Origin of the sequence: Ectothiorhodospira shaposhnikovii, assembly GCF_047222355.1 — a bacterium.
GTDB lineage: Bacteria > Pseudomonadota > Gammaproteobacteria > Ectothiorhodospirales > Ectothiorhodospiraceae > Ectothiorhodospira.
Genome location: NZ_CP178333.1, coordinates 2368943 through 2383786, shown reverse-complemented (window position 1 = coordinate 2383786; position 14844 = coordinate 2368943). Strand labels below are relative to the sequence as shown.

18 protein-coding genes are annotated in these 14844 nt (G+C 65.3%); 9 read left to right on the top strand and 9 right to left on the bottom strand.

What is annotated here, in order from left to right:
• Positions 1–67: 67 nt before the first annotated feature.
• A complete protein-coding gene (locus ACLF6L_RS10810; RefSeq protein WP_238615962.1) occupies positions 68–691 on the top strand; it encodes a LysE family translocator in 624 nt (207 codons plus the stop codon).
• On the opposite strand, the gene ACLF6L_RS10805 is transcribed toward ACLF6L_RS10810, so the two are convergent.
• The gene (locus ACLF6L_RS10805) at positions 686–1186 is read right to left on the bottom strand and encodes an acyl-CoA thioesterase (RefSeq protein ID WP_238615963.1); all 501 of its coding nucleotides are present in this window, start codon (positions 1184–1186) and stop codon (positions 686–688) included. The two genes, ACLF6L_RS10810 and ACLF6L_RS10805, sit on opposite strands and share 6 nt — an antisense overlap.
• Before the next feature lie 67 nt (positions 1187–1253).
• Here ACLF6L_RS10805 and ACLF6L_RS10800 point away from each other — a divergent pair, with 67 nt between their 5' ends.
• From ACLF6L_RS10800 to kdsB, 6 genes are read left to right on the top strand one after another with little or no spacing between them, the layout of a single operon-like run.
• Positions 1254–1886: a MotA/TolQ/ExbB proton channel family protein gene (locus tag ACLF6L_RS10800; protein WP_238615964.1), complete on the top strand. Its 633-nt coding sequence runs from the start codon at positions 1254–1256 to the stop codon at positions 1884–1886.
• Positions 1883–2302, top strand: a complete 420-nt coding sequence (locus tag ACLF6L_RS10795) for an ExbD/TolR family protein (protein ID WP_238615965.1) — start codon at positions 1883–1885, stop codon at positions 2300–2302. Before ACLF6L_RS10800 ends, ACLF6L_RS10795 begins: the two co-directional genes overlap by 4 nt.
• On the top strand, positions 2299–4083 hold the full coding sequence (gene msbA / locus ACLF6L_RS10790; RefSeq protein WP_412851664.1) for a lipid A export permease/ATP-binding protein MsbA: 1785 nt from the start codon (positions 2299–2301) through the stop codon (positions 4081–4083). The genes ACLF6L_RS10795 and msbA overlap by 4 nt, the downstream gene beginning before the upstream one ends.
• 18 nt (positions 4084–4101) lie before the next feature.
• Positions 4102–5109, top strand: coding sequence for a tetraacyldisaccharide 4'-kinase (lpxK, locus tag ACLF6L_RS10785; RefSeq protein WP_412851663.1), 1008 nt, complete (start codon positions 4102–4104; stop codon positions 5107–5109).
• 7 nt (positions 5110–5116) lie between these two features.
• Entirely contained in the window at positions 5117–5311 is a 195-nt protein-coding gene (locus ACLF6L_RS10780) for a Trm112 family protein (protein ID WP_238615968.1), read from the top strand.
• A 44-nt stretch (positions 5312–5355) separates the two neighbouring features.
• Positions 5356–6111, top strand: coding sequence for a 3-deoxy-manno-octulosonate cytidylyltransferase (gene kdsB, locus ACLF6L_RS10775; RefSeq protein ID WP_008932722.1), 756 nt, complete (start codon positions 5356–5358; stop codon positions 6109–6111).
• On the opposite strand, the gene ACLF6L_RS10770 is transcribed toward kdsB, so the two are convergent.
• The 3 genes from ACLF6L_RS10770 to ACLF6L_RS10760 are packed head-to-tail and all read right to left on the bottom strand — an operon-like array spanning position 6108 to position 8769.
• On the bottom strand, positions 6108–7055 hold the full coding sequence (locus ACLF6L_RS10770) for a metal ABC transporter permease (RefSeq protein WP_238615969.1): 948 nt from the start codon (positions 7053–7055) through the stop codon (positions 6108–6110). The two genes, kdsB and ACLF6L_RS10770, sit on opposite strands and share 4 nt — an antisense overlap.
• Positions 7052–7861 carry a metal ABC transporter ATP-binding protein gene (locus ACLF6L_RS10765; RefSeq protein WP_008932724.1) on the bottom strand — a complete coding sequence of 270 codons (810 nt, stop codon included), beginning with the start codon at positions 7859–7861 and terminating at the stop codon, positions 7052–7054. Before ACLF6L_RS10765 ends, ACLF6L_RS10770 begins: the two co-directional genes overlap by 4 nt.
• Positions 7862–7872: 11 nt before the next feature.
• Positions 7873–8769, bottom strand: a complete 897-nt coding sequence (locus ACLF6L_RS10760) for a metal ABC transporter solute-binding protein, Zn/Mn family (RefSeq protein ID WP_412851662.1) — start codon at positions 8767–8769, stop codon at positions 7873–7875.
• A 286-nt stretch (positions 8770–9055) separates the two neighbouring features.
• On the opposite strand from ACLF6L_RS10760, the gene ACLF6L_RS10755 reads away from it, so the two are divergent.
• Entirely contained in the window at positions 9056–10249 is a 1194-nt protein-coding gene (locus tag ACLF6L_RS10755; RefSeq protein WP_412851661.1) for an NAD(P)/FAD-dependent oxidoreductase, read from the top strand.
• 16 nt (positions 10250–10265) lie between these two features.
• On the opposite strand, the gene ACLF6L_RS10750 is transcribed toward ACLF6L_RS10755, so the two are convergent.
• From ACLF6L_RS10750 to ACLF6L_RS10740, 3 genes are all read right to left on the bottom strand, one after another.
• Entirely contained in the window at positions 10266–10721 is a 456-nt protein-coding gene (locus ACLF6L_RS10750) for a NapC/NirT family cytochrome c (RefSeq protein WP_238615974.1), read from the bottom strand.
• A 50-nt stretch (positions 10722–10771) separates the two neighbouring features.
• Positions 10772–12262 carry an ammonia-forming cytochrome c nitrite reductase subunit c552 gene (locus ACLF6L_RS10745; RefSeq protein WP_238615976.1) on the bottom strand — a complete coding sequence of 497 codons (1491 nt, stop codon included), beginning with the start codon at positions 12260–12262 and terminating at the stop codon, positions 10772–10774.
• Positions 12263–12373: 111 nt separating this feature from the next.
• A complete protein-coding gene (locus ACLF6L_RS10740) occupies positions 12374–12925 on the bottom strand; it encodes a DUF2058 domain-containing protein (protein WP_238615978.1) in 552 nt (183 codons plus the stop codon).
• Between the two features lie 84 nt (positions 12926–13009).
• Between ACLF6L_RS10740 and ACLF6L_RS10735 the strand changes: the two genes are divergently transcribed.
• Positions 13010–13498 (top strand): LEA type 2 family protein, encoded by a 489-nt coding sequence (locus ACLF6L_RS10735; protein WP_412851660.1) that lies wholly within the window; start codon positions 13010–13012, stop codon positions 13496–13498.
• A 28-nt stretch (positions 13499–13526) separates the two neighbouring features.
• Here ACLF6L_RS10735 and ACLF6L_RS10730 read toward each other — a convergent pair whose 3' ends face one another.
• Both ACLF6L_RS10730 and gloA read right to left on the bottom strand, forming a co-directional pair.
• Positions 13527–14216 (bottom strand): MOSC domain-containing protein, encoded by a 690-nt coding sequence (locus tag ACLF6L_RS10730; RefSeq protein ID WP_238615982.1) that lies wholly within the window; start codon positions 14214–14216, stop codon positions 13527–13529.
• Positions 14213–14755: a lactoylglutathione lyase gene (gloA, locus tag ACLF6L_RS10725; protein WP_412851659.1), complete on the bottom strand. Its 543-nt coding sequence runs from the start codon at positions 14753–14755 to the stop codon at positions 14213–14215. The genes ACLF6L_RS10730 and gloA overlap by 4 nt, the downstream gene beginning before the upstream one ends.
• Positions 14756–14844 lie beyond the last annotated feature (89 nt).

Sequence of the window (14844 nt, the reverse complement as noted above, 5' to 3'; positions counted from 1 at the left end):
TTGAATACGTCATTCCCGCGCAAGCGGGAATCCATTGATCGAATACAGGAACAAAAAGGTCACATCGATGATCACCAGCCTAAGCACCGGGATGATCCTGGGATTTTCCGCCGGCATGGCGCCGGGTCCCCTGCTGGCCCTGGTGATCTCCGAAACCCTGCAACATGGTGCCCGCGCCGGGATCAAGGTGGCCCTGGCGCCGGTACTGACGGATCTTCCCATCATTCTGCTGACCCTCTTCGTACTCAGCCGGCTTTCCGGACTGGATACCCTGCTGGGCCTGATCTCCCTGGGCGGCGGGGTGTTCCTGTGCTACCTGGCCTGGCAGGGACTGACGTTTTCCGGCAGCCCCATGGGGGCGGAAGCGGCGCCCCGGGAGCGGTCGCTGCAAAAGGCGGTGCTGGTCAATGTCCTGAGTCCCCATCCCTACCTGTTCTGGCTGACCGTGGGAGGCCCCCTGACGGTCAGGGCGCTGGAGCAGACCTGGTTTGCCGCGGCGGCCTTCATCGGCAGCTTTTATCTGCTGCTGGTGGGTGCCAAGATCGGCATCGCCGTGCTGGTGGGCCGATCAAGACGGTTGCTCTCCGGCAGACCCTACATCCACACCATGCGCGCCCTGGGCGGGATGTTGCTGGTGCTGGCCCTGCTGCTGCTCCACGAAGGCTGGGAACTGATCAGTGCCGCTTCATGATGCCGGCGTCGGCCGGTACTGCTGGCGAATCTGCTCGTGCCGGCGTTCGATCTCCTGGCGCAGTTCCCGGCGCATGGCGGCATTCTCGTAGCGGCGCCGCTCGGTGGGTGTTTCGATGTCAAGTGAAGGCACCCGGACCGGGCGGCCGTTTCCGTCCACCGCCACCATGGTGAAGTAGGAGGTCATGGCATGACGGCTGTGGTGTTTGATGATGTCTTCGGCGATGACCCGGATGCCCACTTCCATGGAGGTCTTGCCGGTGTAATTGACCGAGGCCAGAAAGGTCACCAGTTCGCCGACTCTGAGCGGTTCGCGGAAAAAGACCTGGTCCACCGACAGGGTGACCACATAGTTGTTGGAGTAACGGGCCGCGCAGGCATAGGCGGCCTGATCCAGCAGCCGGAGCGTGGCGCCGCCATGGACATGTCCGGAAAAGTTGGCCATGTCCGGGGTCATCAGCACGCTCATGGTGAGGGTCTTCTGCTGTTTTTCCATTTTTCCTTCAAGCCCCTGTTTCAAGTATCATGCCCTCCAGTCGAATCAACCCGGAGTGACGCAAGACGTGTTTGAACTGGTCAAGGCCGGTGGCTGGCTGATGCTGCCCATCATCGCATGTTCGGTGATTGCGCTCGCCATCGTGATCGAACGCTTCTGGACCTTGCGCCGCCGTCGGGTCGTCCCACCCCAGCTGGTGGTGCAGATCTGGCAATGGATTCAGGCCGGTGAACTGGACGAAGCCCGCATTCGCGCCCTGCGGGAAGGTTCTCCCCTGGGGCGAATCCTGGCCACCGGGCTGGTGAATCGGCGCAGTTCCCGGGAGGTCATGAAGGAAACCATCGAGGAAACCGGCCGTCGCGTGGCTCATGAGCTGGAACGCTTTCTCAATACCCTGGGCACCATTGCCGCCATCACCCCCCTGCTGGGACTGCTGGGTACCGTCGTTGGCATGATACAGGTGTTTTCCGTCATCACGGCAGTGGGCGTGGGCAGCCCCGGCGAGCTGGCCGCCGGCATCTCCCAGGCCCTGATCACCACGGCGGCGGGGATCTCCGTGGCCATTCCCGCCATGATCTTTCACCGCTATTTTCGCGGTCGGGTGGACGAGCTGGTGCTGGACATGGAGCAAGAGGCCATCAAGCTGGTGGAAGTGCTCAAGGGTGAACGGGTGGCCGCCCCCGGGGTGAAGCCGTCTTGAATTTCCGTCGTCGACAGACCGAGGAGATCGGGGTCAACCTTACGCCCTTGATCGACGTGGTGTTCCTGCTGCTGATTTTCTTCATGGTGTCCACCACCTTTGACCGTCATTCCGTGCTGCAGCTGGAACTACCCCGGGCCGACTCCCTGGAGCAGGAGAGTCCGCCCCGTGCCCTGGATCTGGTGATCGATGCCCAGGGACGCTATTTCCTCGACGGCGCCGAGCTGATCAATACCCGCCCCGAGACCCTGCGGGCGGCACTGACGGAGTTCCTCGGCGGTCGGGAGGACATTCCCCTGGTGATCCGGGCCGATGCCCGCACCCCGCACCAGTCCGTGGTCACCGCCATGGACGTGGCCGGGCGCCTCGGTGTGTCCCGCCTGTCCATCGCCACCTTGGGCGGTGAGCCGGAATGAGCCGTCCTTCATCACTTCCCGGACAGACCCAGTATCAGATCCCCGGCGTGGAGGTCTATCGCCGGCTGCTGTCCCATTCCCTGAAATACTGGCCCTACCTGCTGATGGCCCTGGTGGCCATGCTCATCACCGCCGCCACCGAGACCGGCTTTGCCGCCCTCATGCGGCCCCTGATGGACGGCAGTTTCGTGGACCGGGACCCGGATGCCATCCGCTGGATTCCTCTGGCCATCATCGGCATCTTCTTCATCCGCGGCGTGGCGGAATTCCTGTCCAACTACACCATGAAGTGGGTGGGGCGGCAGGTGGTGAAGGAACTGCGCGGGCGCATGTTCCGGCATCTGTTGCAGATGCCCGTGTCCTATTTCGACCGCAATGCCGGCGGTCAGCTCATCTCCCGTCTGACCTACAATGTGGAGCAGGTGGCGGCGGCCTCCACCGACAGCATCACCATCCTGATCCGGGATACGGTCACGGTCCTGGGTCTGCTCGGTTGGATGCTGTACCTGAACTGGAAGCTCACCCTGGCGGTACTCATCGTGGCCCCGGCGGTGGCCTTTGCGGTGGACCGGGTGACCCGCCGGTTCCGCAAGATCAGCCGTCGCATCCAGGCCTCCATGGGGGATGTGACCCACGTGGCCGGCGAGGTGATGGACGGCAACCGGGTGGTCAAGATCTTCGGCGGCGAGGACTACGAACAGTCCCGCTTCGACGAGATCAACGAACGCAACCGTCGCCTGCACATGAAGATGGTGGCCACCCAGGCCAGCAATCTGCCCATCATCCAGTTCTTCGTCGCCATCGCCCTGGCCCTGATCGTGTGGATCGCCACCCACGAATCCCTGCTCCAGGATGTGTCGGTGGGGACCTTCGTGTCCTTCATCACCGCCATGCTGCTCCTGCTGACACCCATTCGCCGTCTGGTGAACGTCAACGCCATGCTGCAGAAGGGCATCGCCGCCGGACAGAACATCTTCGGTCTGCTGGATGAGCCCCTGGAGCGGGACCAGGGCACCCTGTCCCTGGATCGGGCCAGGGGCGAGATCCGGCTGCGGGGCGTGAGCTTCAGCTACGATGCCGCCAAGGGGGATGTGCTGCGGCAGATCGACCTTGACGTGGCCCCGGGAGAAACCGTGGCCCTGGTGGGCCGTTCCGGCAGCGGCAAGACCACGTTGGTCAACCTGCTGCCCCGCTTCTATGAACCCCAGCGGGGCGAGGTGCTGCTGGACGGGGTGGACATTCGCCAGTACCGCCTGGCGGATCTGCGTCGCCAGATCGCCTATGTGGGGCAGCACGTGACCCTGTTCAACGACACCATCGCCAACAACATCGCCTACGGCAGCCAGGTGGACCCCTCCGATGAACGCCGCATCCTGGAAGCGGCGGAGGCGGCCCAGGCCATGGAGTTCATCCGTCGTCTGCCCGAAGGACTCAACACCCTGGTGGGGGATAACGGGGTCCTGCTCTCCGGTGGTCAGCGTCAGCGCCTGGCCATCGCCCGGGCCCTGCTCAAGGATGCCCCCATCCTGATCCTGGACGAGGCCACCTCGGCCCTGGACACGGAGGCTGAACGGCACATCCAGAAGGCGTTGGATCACCTGCTGCAAAATCGTACCACCCTGGTCATCGCCCACCGTCTGTCCACGGTGGAAAAGGCCGATCGCATTGTGGTGATGCAGGATGGCCGCATCCTGGAGTCCGGCACCCATCGGGACCTGCTGGCCCGGGACGGCATGTATGCCCACCTGCACCGTCTGCAGTTCAGTGACGATGGGTTGTAAGGGTGTGGGGCAGGAGACATGGGGCCGGTGAAATCCCTGGATCATTACTGGAACGACCGCAACCCGGTCGCCCTGGCCCTCTATCCGCTGTCGCTGCTGTATACCGCCGTGGTCCTGCTCAACCGGGCCCGGCATCGTCACCGCAACCGCTATCGTCCCCGGCTGCCGGTGCGGGCGGTGATCGTGGTGGGCAACCTGACCGTGGGGGGGACCGGCAAGACCCCCATGGTGGTCTGGCTCTGTGGCCTGCTCAAGGACCACGGCTACCGGCCCGGAGTGGTCAGCCGGGGGTACGGGGGGCAGGCCCGGCACTGGCCCCAGTCGGTGACGCCGGAGAGCGATCCGGCTCAGGTGGGAGACGAGCCGGTGCTGATCGCCATCCGCGGTGGTTGTCCGGTCTACGTGGACCCGGATCGCAATCGGGCGGCGCGGGCGCTGCTGGCGGCCCATGACTGCGACATCATCGTCGCCGACGACGGCCTGCAGCACCATGCCCTGCGGCGGGATCTGGAGATCGTCATGGTGGATGGCCAAAGACGCTTCGGCAATGGTCTGTGCCTGCCGGCGGGTCCGTTGCGCGAGCCGCCGGGACGACTGGACGAGGTGGACTTCGTGGTGGTCAACGGTCCGCCCCGACCCGGGGAGCGAGCCATGCAGCTCACCGGCACCCTGGCCCTGTCGGTGCAACGGCCGGAACAGGTCATGGCCCTGGCGGCGCTGTGCGGCCGGCGGGTCCATGCCCTGGCGGGGATCGGGCACCCGCCCCGTTTCTTCGACATGCTCACGGCGGCCGGTCTGGAAGTGATCCCCCATGCTTTTCCGGATCATCATCCCTACACGGTGGATGAGATACGCTTTGACGACGGTCTTCCGGTACTGATGACCGAGAAGGATGCCGTAAAATGCCGGGGCATGGCCGGCCCCGAACACTGGTTCGTACCCGTCAGCGCCGTGCCCGAGCCGGCCCTGGCATCGGCAATACTGCGCGCGGTCCAGGCCCTGGACCGCCTTCACAGCTTGAGGTAATGGAACGATGGACAAACGCTTGCTCGATATTCTGGTCTGCCCGGTCACCAAGGGTCCCCTGATCCATGACAAGGAACGGAGCGAACTCGTCTCCCGCGGCGCCCGGCTGGCCTATCCCATCCGTGACGACATTCCGGTGATGCTGGAAGACGAGGCCCGCCGGCTGACGGAAGAGGAACTGGAGAAGTGGAAGGACAAGTGATCCGTCGGGGATCATCCATGGTTGCAGTCACGGAGAGGTACTGAATGTCCTTCAAGGTGGTCATCCCGGCCCGTTACGGTTCCACGCGCCTGCCCGGCAAGCCCCTGGTGGACCTGGCGGGCAAGCCCATGGTGCAACATGTCTGGGAGCGGGCCCAGGCCAGCGGAGCCGAGGACGTGGTCCTGGCCACGGACGATGCCAGGATCGAGGCGGCCGCCCGGGCCTTCGGCGCCCGGGTCTGCCTGACCTCGGTGCATCACGCTTCCGGCAGCGACCGAATCGCGGAGGTGGCGGCGCGAATGGACTGGCCGGACGATGCCATCGTGGTGAACCTGCAGGGGGACGAGCCCCTGACTCCGCCCTGCATCGTGCGCCAGGTGGCGGAGAATCTGGCCGCCCGTCCGGAAGCCATGATCGCCACCTTGTGCACCCCCATCACCCGGGCTGCCCAACTGTATGATCCTCACACCGTCAAGGTGGTGCGGGATGCCCGGGATTTCGCCCTCTATTTCAGCCGTGCCCCGATTCCCTGGGAACGGGATGCCCTGGATATGGAAGTGTCACCGGCCCTGCAGGTCTGCAAGCGCCACATCGGCCTCTACGCCTACCGGGTGGGGTATCTGAAGCGCTTCACCTGCATGGAGAGCTGTGCCCTGGAACGGCTTGAGAGCCTGGAGCAGTTGCGGGCCCTCTATCATGGCGCCAGGATCCATGTGGACGTGGCCCTGGAAACCCCGCCGGCGGGGGTGGACACCCAGGAGGACGTGGAGCGGGTCACCCTGGTGCTGCGGCAGGCCTAGCCGGCGGCCGGGGAGGGTGCCCGCAGACGTCGGGCACGCCACCACCGCGCCAACAGTCCATGGCGGGGTGCCAGCAGCAGGGTGATCAGGAACAGCGCCGCCGCCACCAGCACGATGGCGCCCCCCGATGCCACGTCCAGCCGGAAGGACAGGTAAAGTCCCACCACCGATGCGGTCACGCCGACGGCCACCGACAGCATCATCATGGTGGTCAGCCGTTCCGTCAGCAGGTGGGCGGTGGCCCCCGGCGTGATGAGCATGGCCACCACCAGGATGATCCCCACGGTTTCCAGGCTGGCGACGATGGTCAGGGTCAGCAGCAGGATCAACCCGTAATGGATCAGCCCGGTGTTGAAGCCCAGGGCCTGGGCCTGCATGGGGTCGAAGGTGTACAGCAGCAGCGGCCGGTAGAAGGCCCATACCGCCAGCAATGCCAGTAGTCCCGCGAACAGGGTCAGCAGCAGGGCCGGGTACTGGACGCCCAACACGTTGCCGAACAGGATGTGCATGAGGTGGGTGTTGGTGGCGATCTTGCCGATGATGACCACGCCCAGGGCAAAGGCCGCCGTGAACATGAGCCCCATGGCGGCATCCGCCTTGAGCCGGGTGTGTCTCTCCAGGGCGCCGATGCCCACCGAGGTGAGGGCGCCGGCGATGAAGGCGCCGATGAAAAAGGGCCAGCCCAGCAGATAGGCAATGGCCACGCCGGGCAGGACCGCATGGGAGATGGCATCTCCCAGCAGCGACCAGCGCTTGAGCACCACAAAGCAGGACAGCAGGCCGCAGATGGCGCCCACCAGGATGGCGGTGAGCAGGGCCCGCTGCATGAAGCTGTAACTGAAGGGTTCCGCCAGGGCATCGGGTAGCAGGCCCACCCCCAGCATCAGTACCCACAGCAGGGCGTCGATCAGCCCGATGCCCAGGGTTTCCAGGATCTCCATCATGGAAAGGCCTCCAGGGGTGGGTCGCGCCGGGCCACCGGGCGCCATCCGGCCACCGCCGTGCGTGCCAGCATCTCGTCCACCAGCATGTTGTCGGGCGCACCCATGCCCACGATGGTGCGATTGATCAGCAGTACCTGATCGGCATAGCGTCTGGCACTGTCCATGTCATGGGTGACCATCACCACCGTGCGGCCGGCGGCCCGCTGCCGGGCCAGCAGGTCCAGGATCAGCCGTTCACTGGCGGCATCCACCCCGGCCAGGGGCTCATCCAGCAGCAGCAGCCGGGCTTCCTGGGCCAGGGCCCGGGCCAGCAGCACGCGCTTTTTCTGTCCCCCGGAGAGGGCGCCGATGGGGCGGCTGGCGAAATCCCGCATGTTCACCGCCTCAAGGCACCGGTGCACCACGTCCCAGTGACGGGACTCGGCCCAGCGGGGCGGCAGCAGCCGGCGCCACCAGGGATCTGTGCGCATGTGGCCGAAACGTCCCGTCAGCACCGTGTCCTGCACGGAGATGGGGAAGTCCCATTCCACCGCTTCCTGCTGGGCCATGTAGGCGATATGCCCCAGGCGGCGCTGCCGGGCCGGGTCCTCTCCATGCACCGTGACCTCCCCGCGCAGCGGTTTCATCACCCCCAGCAGGATGCGGAACAGGGTGGACTTGCCGGCACCATTGGGGCCGATGATGGCGGTCCACTTGCCCGCGGGCAGGGCGATGTCCACATCCTCCAGCACGGGCTGGCCGTCATAGGCGGCGCTCAGGCGCTTCACCTCGACGGCCATGGGTTTGGGTGTCAGTCTCAGGACCACGTCGGGTTTCCTCATGGTGTGCCCAGATGCCGGCGCAGCAAGGCGGCATTATGGCGCATCATGGCGGCATAATCTTCGGCACCGCTACCGGGTTCTCCCAGGGAGTCCACATAGAGCGGTCCGGCCACGGCCACGCCGGTGTCGGCGGCCACGCTACGCACATGCCGGTCCGAAATCGTGCTTTCCCAGAACAGGGTCCGGGGCCGGCTTTCGCGGACCCGATCCACGATGCGCATGATTTGTCTGGGGGAGCCCTCGGTTTCCGCATTGGTCCCCCAGACCCCGTCATGCTCGAAACCATAGGCGGCGGCAAAGTAGACGAAGGCGGCCTCGCTGGTGATCAGCAGGCGCTGATCATCGGGGATGTCGGCCAGGGTCTGTTCGAGTTCTTCATGCAGGGCCAACAGGCGTTGTTCCAGCCGGTTGGCCCGTTGCTGGAAATCCCGCGCCCGCTCCGGCCACTCTCCGGCCAGGGCGGCGGCGATGGCATGGCCGTAGGCGGCTGCCGCCCGCGGGTCCATCCACAGGTGGGGATCGGGCACGCCCGCGAATTCACCGGTGATGATGGGCCGGGTCTCGAATCCGGAGGCTTCGGCGACAGCGATCACGGGAGTCTGGTTGCGCACGGTGCCTTTCACCTGAGGCATCCACTGTTCCAGATCCAAACCGTTGTAGAAGACGATATCCGCCCGTTCCAGGCTCATGAAGTTGCGTGGCGTGAGTTCCCAGTCGTGGACCTCGGCGCCCACCGGGGTCAGCACGTCAACGGTGATGTCTTCACCGGCGACTTCCCTGACCAGGTCGCCCAGTATGGAAAAGGTGGCCACCACCCGGCCCTCCCGTGCCCCGACGGGGGCGGTCCAGGCGATCAGAAGTACGAGTAGGGTGAGCAGGCTGGCGCGGAACATGGGGCAATCCTTTTGGGTGGTTTGGCTTTATGATAATTGGACTTATTCCATATTATAAGTTCCACGTTGTTCTCCTTTGGTCGCTCTAATGCCCCTTTGTCACTCCCGCGAAAGCGGGAGCCCAGGGGCTTTTGGGTTCGCTCCTGGATTCCCGCTTTCGCGGGAATGACCGCGGTGCCGGTCCTGCTTGCCCACATATTCGACCGGGATTCCCGCCTGCACGGGAATGACACCTGGGGGAGGGGGGCTTATCATTTTTCCGCCTGTCTGATCTAGAATCGCCCCCATGAATCATTCCCCTATGGCTCGCCACTTCGATGTGGTCATTATCGGCGCCGGTGCCTCCGGGCTCATGTGCGCCGCCGTCGCCGGCGCCCGCGGCCGGCGAGTGCTGGTGCTGGACCATGCCAACAAGGTGGGCAAGAAGATCCTCATGTCCGGCGGCGGGCGCTGCAATTTCACCAATCGTCATGTGGGACCGGATAACTATCTGTGCCGTAACCCCCATTTCGTCAAATCCGCCCTGAGCCGCTATACCCCGGCCGACTTCATTGCCCTGGTGGAGCGTCACGGCATCGCCTATCACGAGCGCAGCCACGGCCAGCTGTTTTGCGACCATTCCGCCAAGGATATTCTCCGCATGCTGTTGGATGAATGCCGGGCCGGCGGTGTGCGTATCGAGACCCGCAGTCCGGTCAGCGACCTGCGGATCGGCGAACCCCATCAATTGTTCTGCCCCCAGGGGCCGGTGAGCTGCGAGTCCCTGGTGATCGCCACCGGCGGATGTTCCATCCCCACCCTCGGGGCCACCGACTTCGGCATGGCGCTGGCGCGCTCTCTGGGCATGACGGTGCATCCGCCCCGGCCCGCCCTGGTGCCCCTGACCCTGTCCGGACGCACCCTGGAACGGGTGCGCGATCTCTCCGGCATCGCCCTGGAGGCACGGGTGACCGTGGCGGGCCACGGCTTCAAGGAAAACCTCCTGTTCACCCACCGCGGACTCAGTGGTCCCGCCGTGCTGCAAGCTTCTTCCTACTGGGAACCGGGTCTGCCGGTGGAGATCGACCTGTTGCCGGAGCTGGATCTGGCCGCCCATCTCCAACGTCTGCGTCGGGAGCGGCCCAAAATGGCCCTCAAGACCTGGCTGGGGCAGCATCTGACCCGGCGGGTGGCCCAGCGCTGGTGCGAGTGCTGGGTGGAGGACAAGCCGCTGGAGCAACTCACCACCGGGGATATCGAGGCGGTGGAGGCCGCCTGCAAGCGCTGGACCGTGTGGCCCTCCGGCACGGAGGGCTACCGGACCGCGGAGGTGACCGTGGGCGGGGTCGACACGGAGGCCCTGTCGTCGAAGACCATGGCCTGCCGGGATCGGCCGGGGTTGTATTTCATCGGCGAGGTGATGGACGTGACGGGGCATCTGGGCGGTTACAACTTTCAGTGGGCCTGGTCATCGGGCCACGCGGCGGGGCAGTGCGTATAGGACTCGTCCGGCCCGCCTACCGTCGCCCATGGCGCTGTTCCCTCACCGCCGCCACATGGCCCGACTCATGGCAGGCCATGCAGCTGCCCGTCGCCGCCATATAGCCCTCATGCCGGGCCAGGAAGAAGGGCTGGTGGACCGCCGCCGTCTCCGTCAGGTGGCAGCCCTTGCAGTTGGCCTGGGTCTTTTCGGGGTATGAGGGCAGCCGGTCGTGGTGGGGATCCCGCTGTCCGGTGAAGACCAGGAACATCTTGCGCGCGCCTTGCACCTTGTCCCGCATGAAGCCTCCCGTGTGGCAGTCCAGACAACCCACCTCGGGGTGTTGCCCCTGATCCCAGGAGACCTTCTCATAGGCATGACAACTGCTGCAGAAGGCATCGGTGGTGGTCATGTGGTGCCCGGCGGTGCCCCCCAAGGCCAGCAATGCCAACAGGATGAGGAGCGCGGCCATGGTCCGGAACATCTTCATCATTCTGTCCTCCCCGCTCGGGCGGGCCGATCGGCCCGCCGGTGGTCTCGGTCTCAACGCAGACGCTGGTTACCGTCCCAGATCAGCTCTGCCTCCGGCAGCAGGGGCAGATAGCCGAGCCAGGGGTGGCTCTCCAGATGGGCCGGATCCTGCTGCAGCTTGCGGCTGTGTTCCCGGATGGGCGGGACCAGTTCACCGATGGGGCGGTCCATGGATTCGGCGATGGCATGGCCGGTGGCCCGAATCGCCAGCTGCACCGCCTCGTCGCTGTACTGCTGGGAAGAGGCCAGCGTATCCAGGGCCTTCACCGGGTTGTGGGCACCGGCGCTGTTCTCGGCGGAGACGTAGTCCCAGAACCATTGTCCCTTGCGTACCTTTTCCCTGGCCTGGGCCAGCAGGGCCTGGTCCACACCGGGCCATTCCATGGCCTGACGCACGGCCTCATGGGCGCGCACGGATTTTTCCTGGGCGATGTTGAGCTGACGCCATACCCGGGCCTGATTGTATTCGGTGCGTTCCCTGAGTTGGGCCGGGGTGAGCTGATCGTGGCAGCCCAGGCAGGCGCTGCGGATCATCGCCTCGCTCTTGAGGGGCGAGGTCCAGTGATGGGAGGTGATGGTGGCCGGTCCCACCCGAACCCGGGGCATGTGGCAATCGGCGCAGCTGACCCCGGCCTGGGCATGGACGCTGTCATGGAACATTTCGTATTCCGGATGCTGGGCCTTGAGCATGGGGGTTTTCGACACCGCGTGCACCCAGTCCCGGAACTGACCGCTGAAGCCGTCCCGGTCCGGGTCTCCGGCGGACTTGAAGCGGTAGATGTCTTCCGGATTCATGCCTTCATCCCAAGGCAGGTGGGGCTTGGCGGCAACCCCGTGTTCGCCGGTTTCAAAGTAGTACTCCACGTGACACTGGGCGCAGACCAGGGTGCGCATCTCGTCCCGCGAAGCCTGTCGCCAGTCTCGTCCCTGGCGTTCGAGGGCTTCGGTCAGCGGGACGCTGGTGATGACCAGGCGCATGTGATCCGACGGGTCGTGGCAGTTGGTGCAGCCGATGGTGTGCCGGTCCGGGTCCAGGACGGTGCGGAAGCGGTGGAAATTCATGGCCCAGAAGTCGTCACCGTAACGGGTCAGCAGCTGGGGCATGGCGTTGGTCTTGCAGTTGTAGCAGGTGGCGGGCAGACCGGCGTGTTCATCGTAGCGGTTGACCCGGTCGGTATGGGTGACGTCCCGCAGGGCAAAGGTATGGCCGCGGGCGCGGTCGTAGTGATACATGAACGGATAGCCCAGCCAGAGGTTCTTCAGATAGGGCTGAGCGTGCTTGTAGCCCTTGGGCAGGGGATTGAAGTCATCATGTTTTCGATGGGGGACGGAACCGCCGAATTCGGTCATCCGGGTGTCGTCCCGGTTCTCCAGGTAGGACTGGTACTGGGGCAGATGCCGGAAGGCGGCATTGCCTTCTCCCGGGTCCAGGTCTTCGGCCATGAGCCATGGCGGCAGGATAACCAGGCCGGTGACGGCAAGCAGGGTAATGAGACTGCGCATGACGCCCTCCCCAGGGTATGCCCGCGGGACGGCCCAGAACACCTGCTGTCACGGCGGGGTGGATGAATGCCCTTGACCCTGAGAATAGCAGGTGTTTCACTCCGCGACCCGTTACCACATCAGGTCGTCCGGCACCTCATACCCGGCGTAGGGGTCATCCTCGTCCTTCTGCGTTTTTTGCGCCGGCTCGTTGAGCAGCACCAGCCGCGAGGCATCCCGTTCGCGGATCTTTTCCGCCGCGTCCCTGGGTACGATGTCGTAGTGTTCGTCATCCAGGGTGACGATGCCCAGGCGGCCGTTGCCCAGTCGGTCCCGCTGTTCCCGGGTCACCAGGATGCGCCGGACGGTGGTGCCGTGCTGGAAGTGGTAGGGCAGTTCCGCGCCTTCCCGGGACTGCCGATGGGTGTCCACCAGCTGTCGCACCTGGGCTTCCAGGGCGCGGCGCTCGGCCGCTTCCTTTTGCCGGCGATTCAGTTCCCGTGACCTTTCCGCTTCAAGGCGACGGGCCTCTTCCGCCGCCTTCAGTGCCGGGTCCGGGGGGGTGTCGGCCGGTTGGCCGGCCTTGCCCTTGCGCTTGCGGGCCTCGTCGTGCCGCACCTTCTTGACACGCTTCTCGTCCACCAGCCCCGCTTTGAGGAGCTGTTCTTGAAAGGGGTTGGCCATGGCAATTCCGGGATTTGGGCGATGGGAGTGGGTGGATTATTCTACCCGCTCACGTCTCAAAGTGCAGATGCACAGGCCCGCCCCATGAGCAAACATCCGTTCTCGCCCCGTCGTCGTCTTTTTCTTCTCTCCGCCGGCGCCTTGCTGGTATCCGGCTGTGCCGGCATGCGGCCCGGCTACGAGACTCCGTCCCTGCTGCTGGACTCCTTCCGGACCCTGCCTTCCGATTCCCTCTCGCCCCGGTTTCTCATCGGGCTGCGGGTGGTCAATCCCAATCCGACGCCGCTGCCCCTGCGGGGCATGAGCTACCACGTGGAGCTGGAGGGGCGGCGGCTGATTACCGGCGTGGCCAGTGACCTGAAGACGGTGCCCGCCTACGGGGAGCAGCTCATCGAGGTGCAGGCGGGGATCGATCTCATCAATGGGCTGCGGTTGTTCAATGACCTGCTCGGCCAGACCCAGCGGGATACCTTCCGTTACACCCTGAAGGCCCGGATGGACACGGGGGGACTGAGCCGGTTCCTGACCCTGGAGGAGGCGGGGGAGATCTCGCTGGCGGGGATGCGGCGGTGATGCGCATCCCCGCCGGCGAGAGGGCGGATCAGGGGAACAGGCGACCCTGGTCCGCCTGCCGGCGCCGATAATCCAGTCGCTGGCGGAACCGGTCCCGGTACACCTTCGCCAGCGGCGCCAGCTCGGCCAGGGCCTGGAGGCCGGCATTGTCGGCCTCGGTGTCCATGTGGACCGCCCAGACCCGGGCAACACTCACCCGGGCGGGATGGGGCTCGATGCGTTCCAGTGGTGCATTCGGCGCCACCCATCCCGGCTCCAGGGTGCGGTAGAGCCAGCCGATGGCGCCGCTGTGGGACATGCGCCGGCTCAGTCTCGGTGCTTCATGCCGGGCCTCCAGGGTGCTGCAGGGGGAGCGGGGTTGGCTCACCTGGATCACCGCCTCGCCCCAGCGAAAGCAGTCACCGATGCAGACCTCCCTTTCCGACAGGCCTTCGGTGCTGAGATTCTCGCCAAAGGCGCCCGGCGCCAGTTCACCCTCCAGAAAAGGGTAGTGCCGGATCCACAGGGCATAGTGCTGGGCCGGGTAGTGACACACGGTCCGGTCGGGGCCGCCGTGATGCTGTACATTGACCACCCGATCCCCCTTGAACCCGTCCCGGTCCAGCCAGGTCGGGGTATCGGTCGCCTGCTTGTCCATGGCGGAAGGACGACCGCTGGCTTCCACGATCAGCGGTCGGTCCCGCAGGAAGGGGCCCCGGGCGGGCCAGGTCTCGCTCATGCGCCGTTGCCCAGCTTGCCCAGACGGGCCGGTTCCAGAATCTCGATCCAGTAGCCGTCCGGGTCGGTGACGAAGGCCACGTCCTTGAGGGCCCCTTCCTCGGGCCGCTTGACGAAGGGAACCCGGTTTTCGTCCAGCCAGCGGACGGCGTCATCCAGGTCCGGCACGGCAAAACAGATGTGGCCGAATCCCCGGGGTTCTTCATTGCCGTCGTGGTAGCTGAAATCGGGCTGGTCTTCGGTACCCCAGTTGTGGGTCAGTTCCAGGATGCCGCGCTGGCTGAAGGTCCATCGGGTGCGTTCGTCCCGGTCTTCGGGAACGACTTCGTCCGGGTCCAGGCGGGCCAGGAAATAGAGGGAGAATTCCAGTTCGGGGAAGTCCAGCTTGCGCAGCAGACGCATGCCGAATACCCGGCTGTAGAAGTCCAGGGACCGTTCCGGCGCCTTGATGCGCAACATGCAGTGGTTGAGACGAAACCCCTCGGTCCGGGGCGCGGGCGCGGCCGTCATGCCGGGTTCATGCTCGGTATCAAAGGCCATGGGATGATGCTCCATCGTGATGGGTGAACAGTGTTGTCGACCACGGAACGGGCGCTGTGGTTTCAGGCCCGGGTGCCATGGCCGGACTC

Bases quoted from the DNA above. Each gene is read 5' to 3' on its own strand.
- ACLF6L_RS10810 (WP_238615962.1), top strand. From the start codon at position 68: ATGATCACCAGCCTAAGCACCGGGATGATCCTGGGATTTTCCGCCGGC.
- ACLF6L_RS10805 (WP_238615963.1), bottom strand. From the start codon at position 1,186: ATGGAAAAACAGCAGAAGACCCTCACCATGAGCGTGCTGATGACCCCG.
- msbA (WP_412851664.1), top strand. From the start codon at position 2,299: ATGAGCCGTCCTTCATCACTTCCCGGACAGACCCAGTATCAGATCCCC.
- lpxK (WP_412851663.1), top strand. From the start codon at position 4,102: ATGGGGCCGGTGAAATCCCTGGATCATTACTGGAACGACCGCAACCCG.
- ACLF6L_RS10780 (WP_238615968.1), top strand. From the start codon at position 5,117: ATGGACAAACGCTTGCTCGATATTCTGGTCTGCCCGGTCACCAAGGGT.
- kdsB (WP_008932722.1), top strand. From the start codon at position 5,356: ATGTCCTTCAAGGTGGTCATCCCGGCCCGTTACGGTTCCACGCGCCTG.
- ACLF6L_RS10770 (WP_238615969.1), bottom strand. From the start codon at position 7,055: ATGATGGAGATCCTGGAAACCCTGGGCATCGGGCTGATCGACGCCCTG.
- ACLF6L_RS10760 (WP_412851662.1), bottom strand. From the start codon at position 8,769: ATGTTCCGCGCCAGCCTGCTCACCCTACTCGTACTTCTGATCGCCTGG.
- ACLF6L_RS10755 (WP_412851661.1), top strand. From the start codon at position 9,056: ATGAATCATTCCCCTATGGCTCGCCACTTCGATGTGGTCATTATCGGC.
- ACLF6L_RS10750 (WP_238615974.1), bottom strand. From the start codon at position 10,721: ATGATGAAGATGTTCCGGACCATGGCCGCGCTCCTCATCCTGTTGGCA.
- ACLF6L_RS10745 (WP_238615976.1), bottom strand. From the start codon at position 12,262: ATGCGCAGTCTCATTACCCTGCTTGCCGTCACCGGCCTGGTTATCCTG.
- ACLF6L_RS10740 (WP_238615978.1), bottom strand. From the start codon at position 12,925: ATGGCCAACCCCTTTCAAGAACAGCTCCTCAAAGCGGGGCTGGTGGAC.
- ACLF6L_RS10735 (WP_412851660.1), top strand. From the start codon at position 13,010: ATGAGCAAACATCCGTTCTCGCCCCGTCGTCGTCTTTTTCTTCTCTCC.
- ACLF6L_RS10730 (WP_238615982.1), bottom strand. From the start codon at position 14,216: ATGAGCGAGACCTGGCCCGCCCGGGGCCCCTTCCTGCGGGACCGACCG.
- gloA (WP_412851659.1), bottom strand. From the start codon at position 14,755: ATGGCCTTTGATACCGAGCATGAACCCGGCATGACGGCCGCGCCCGCG.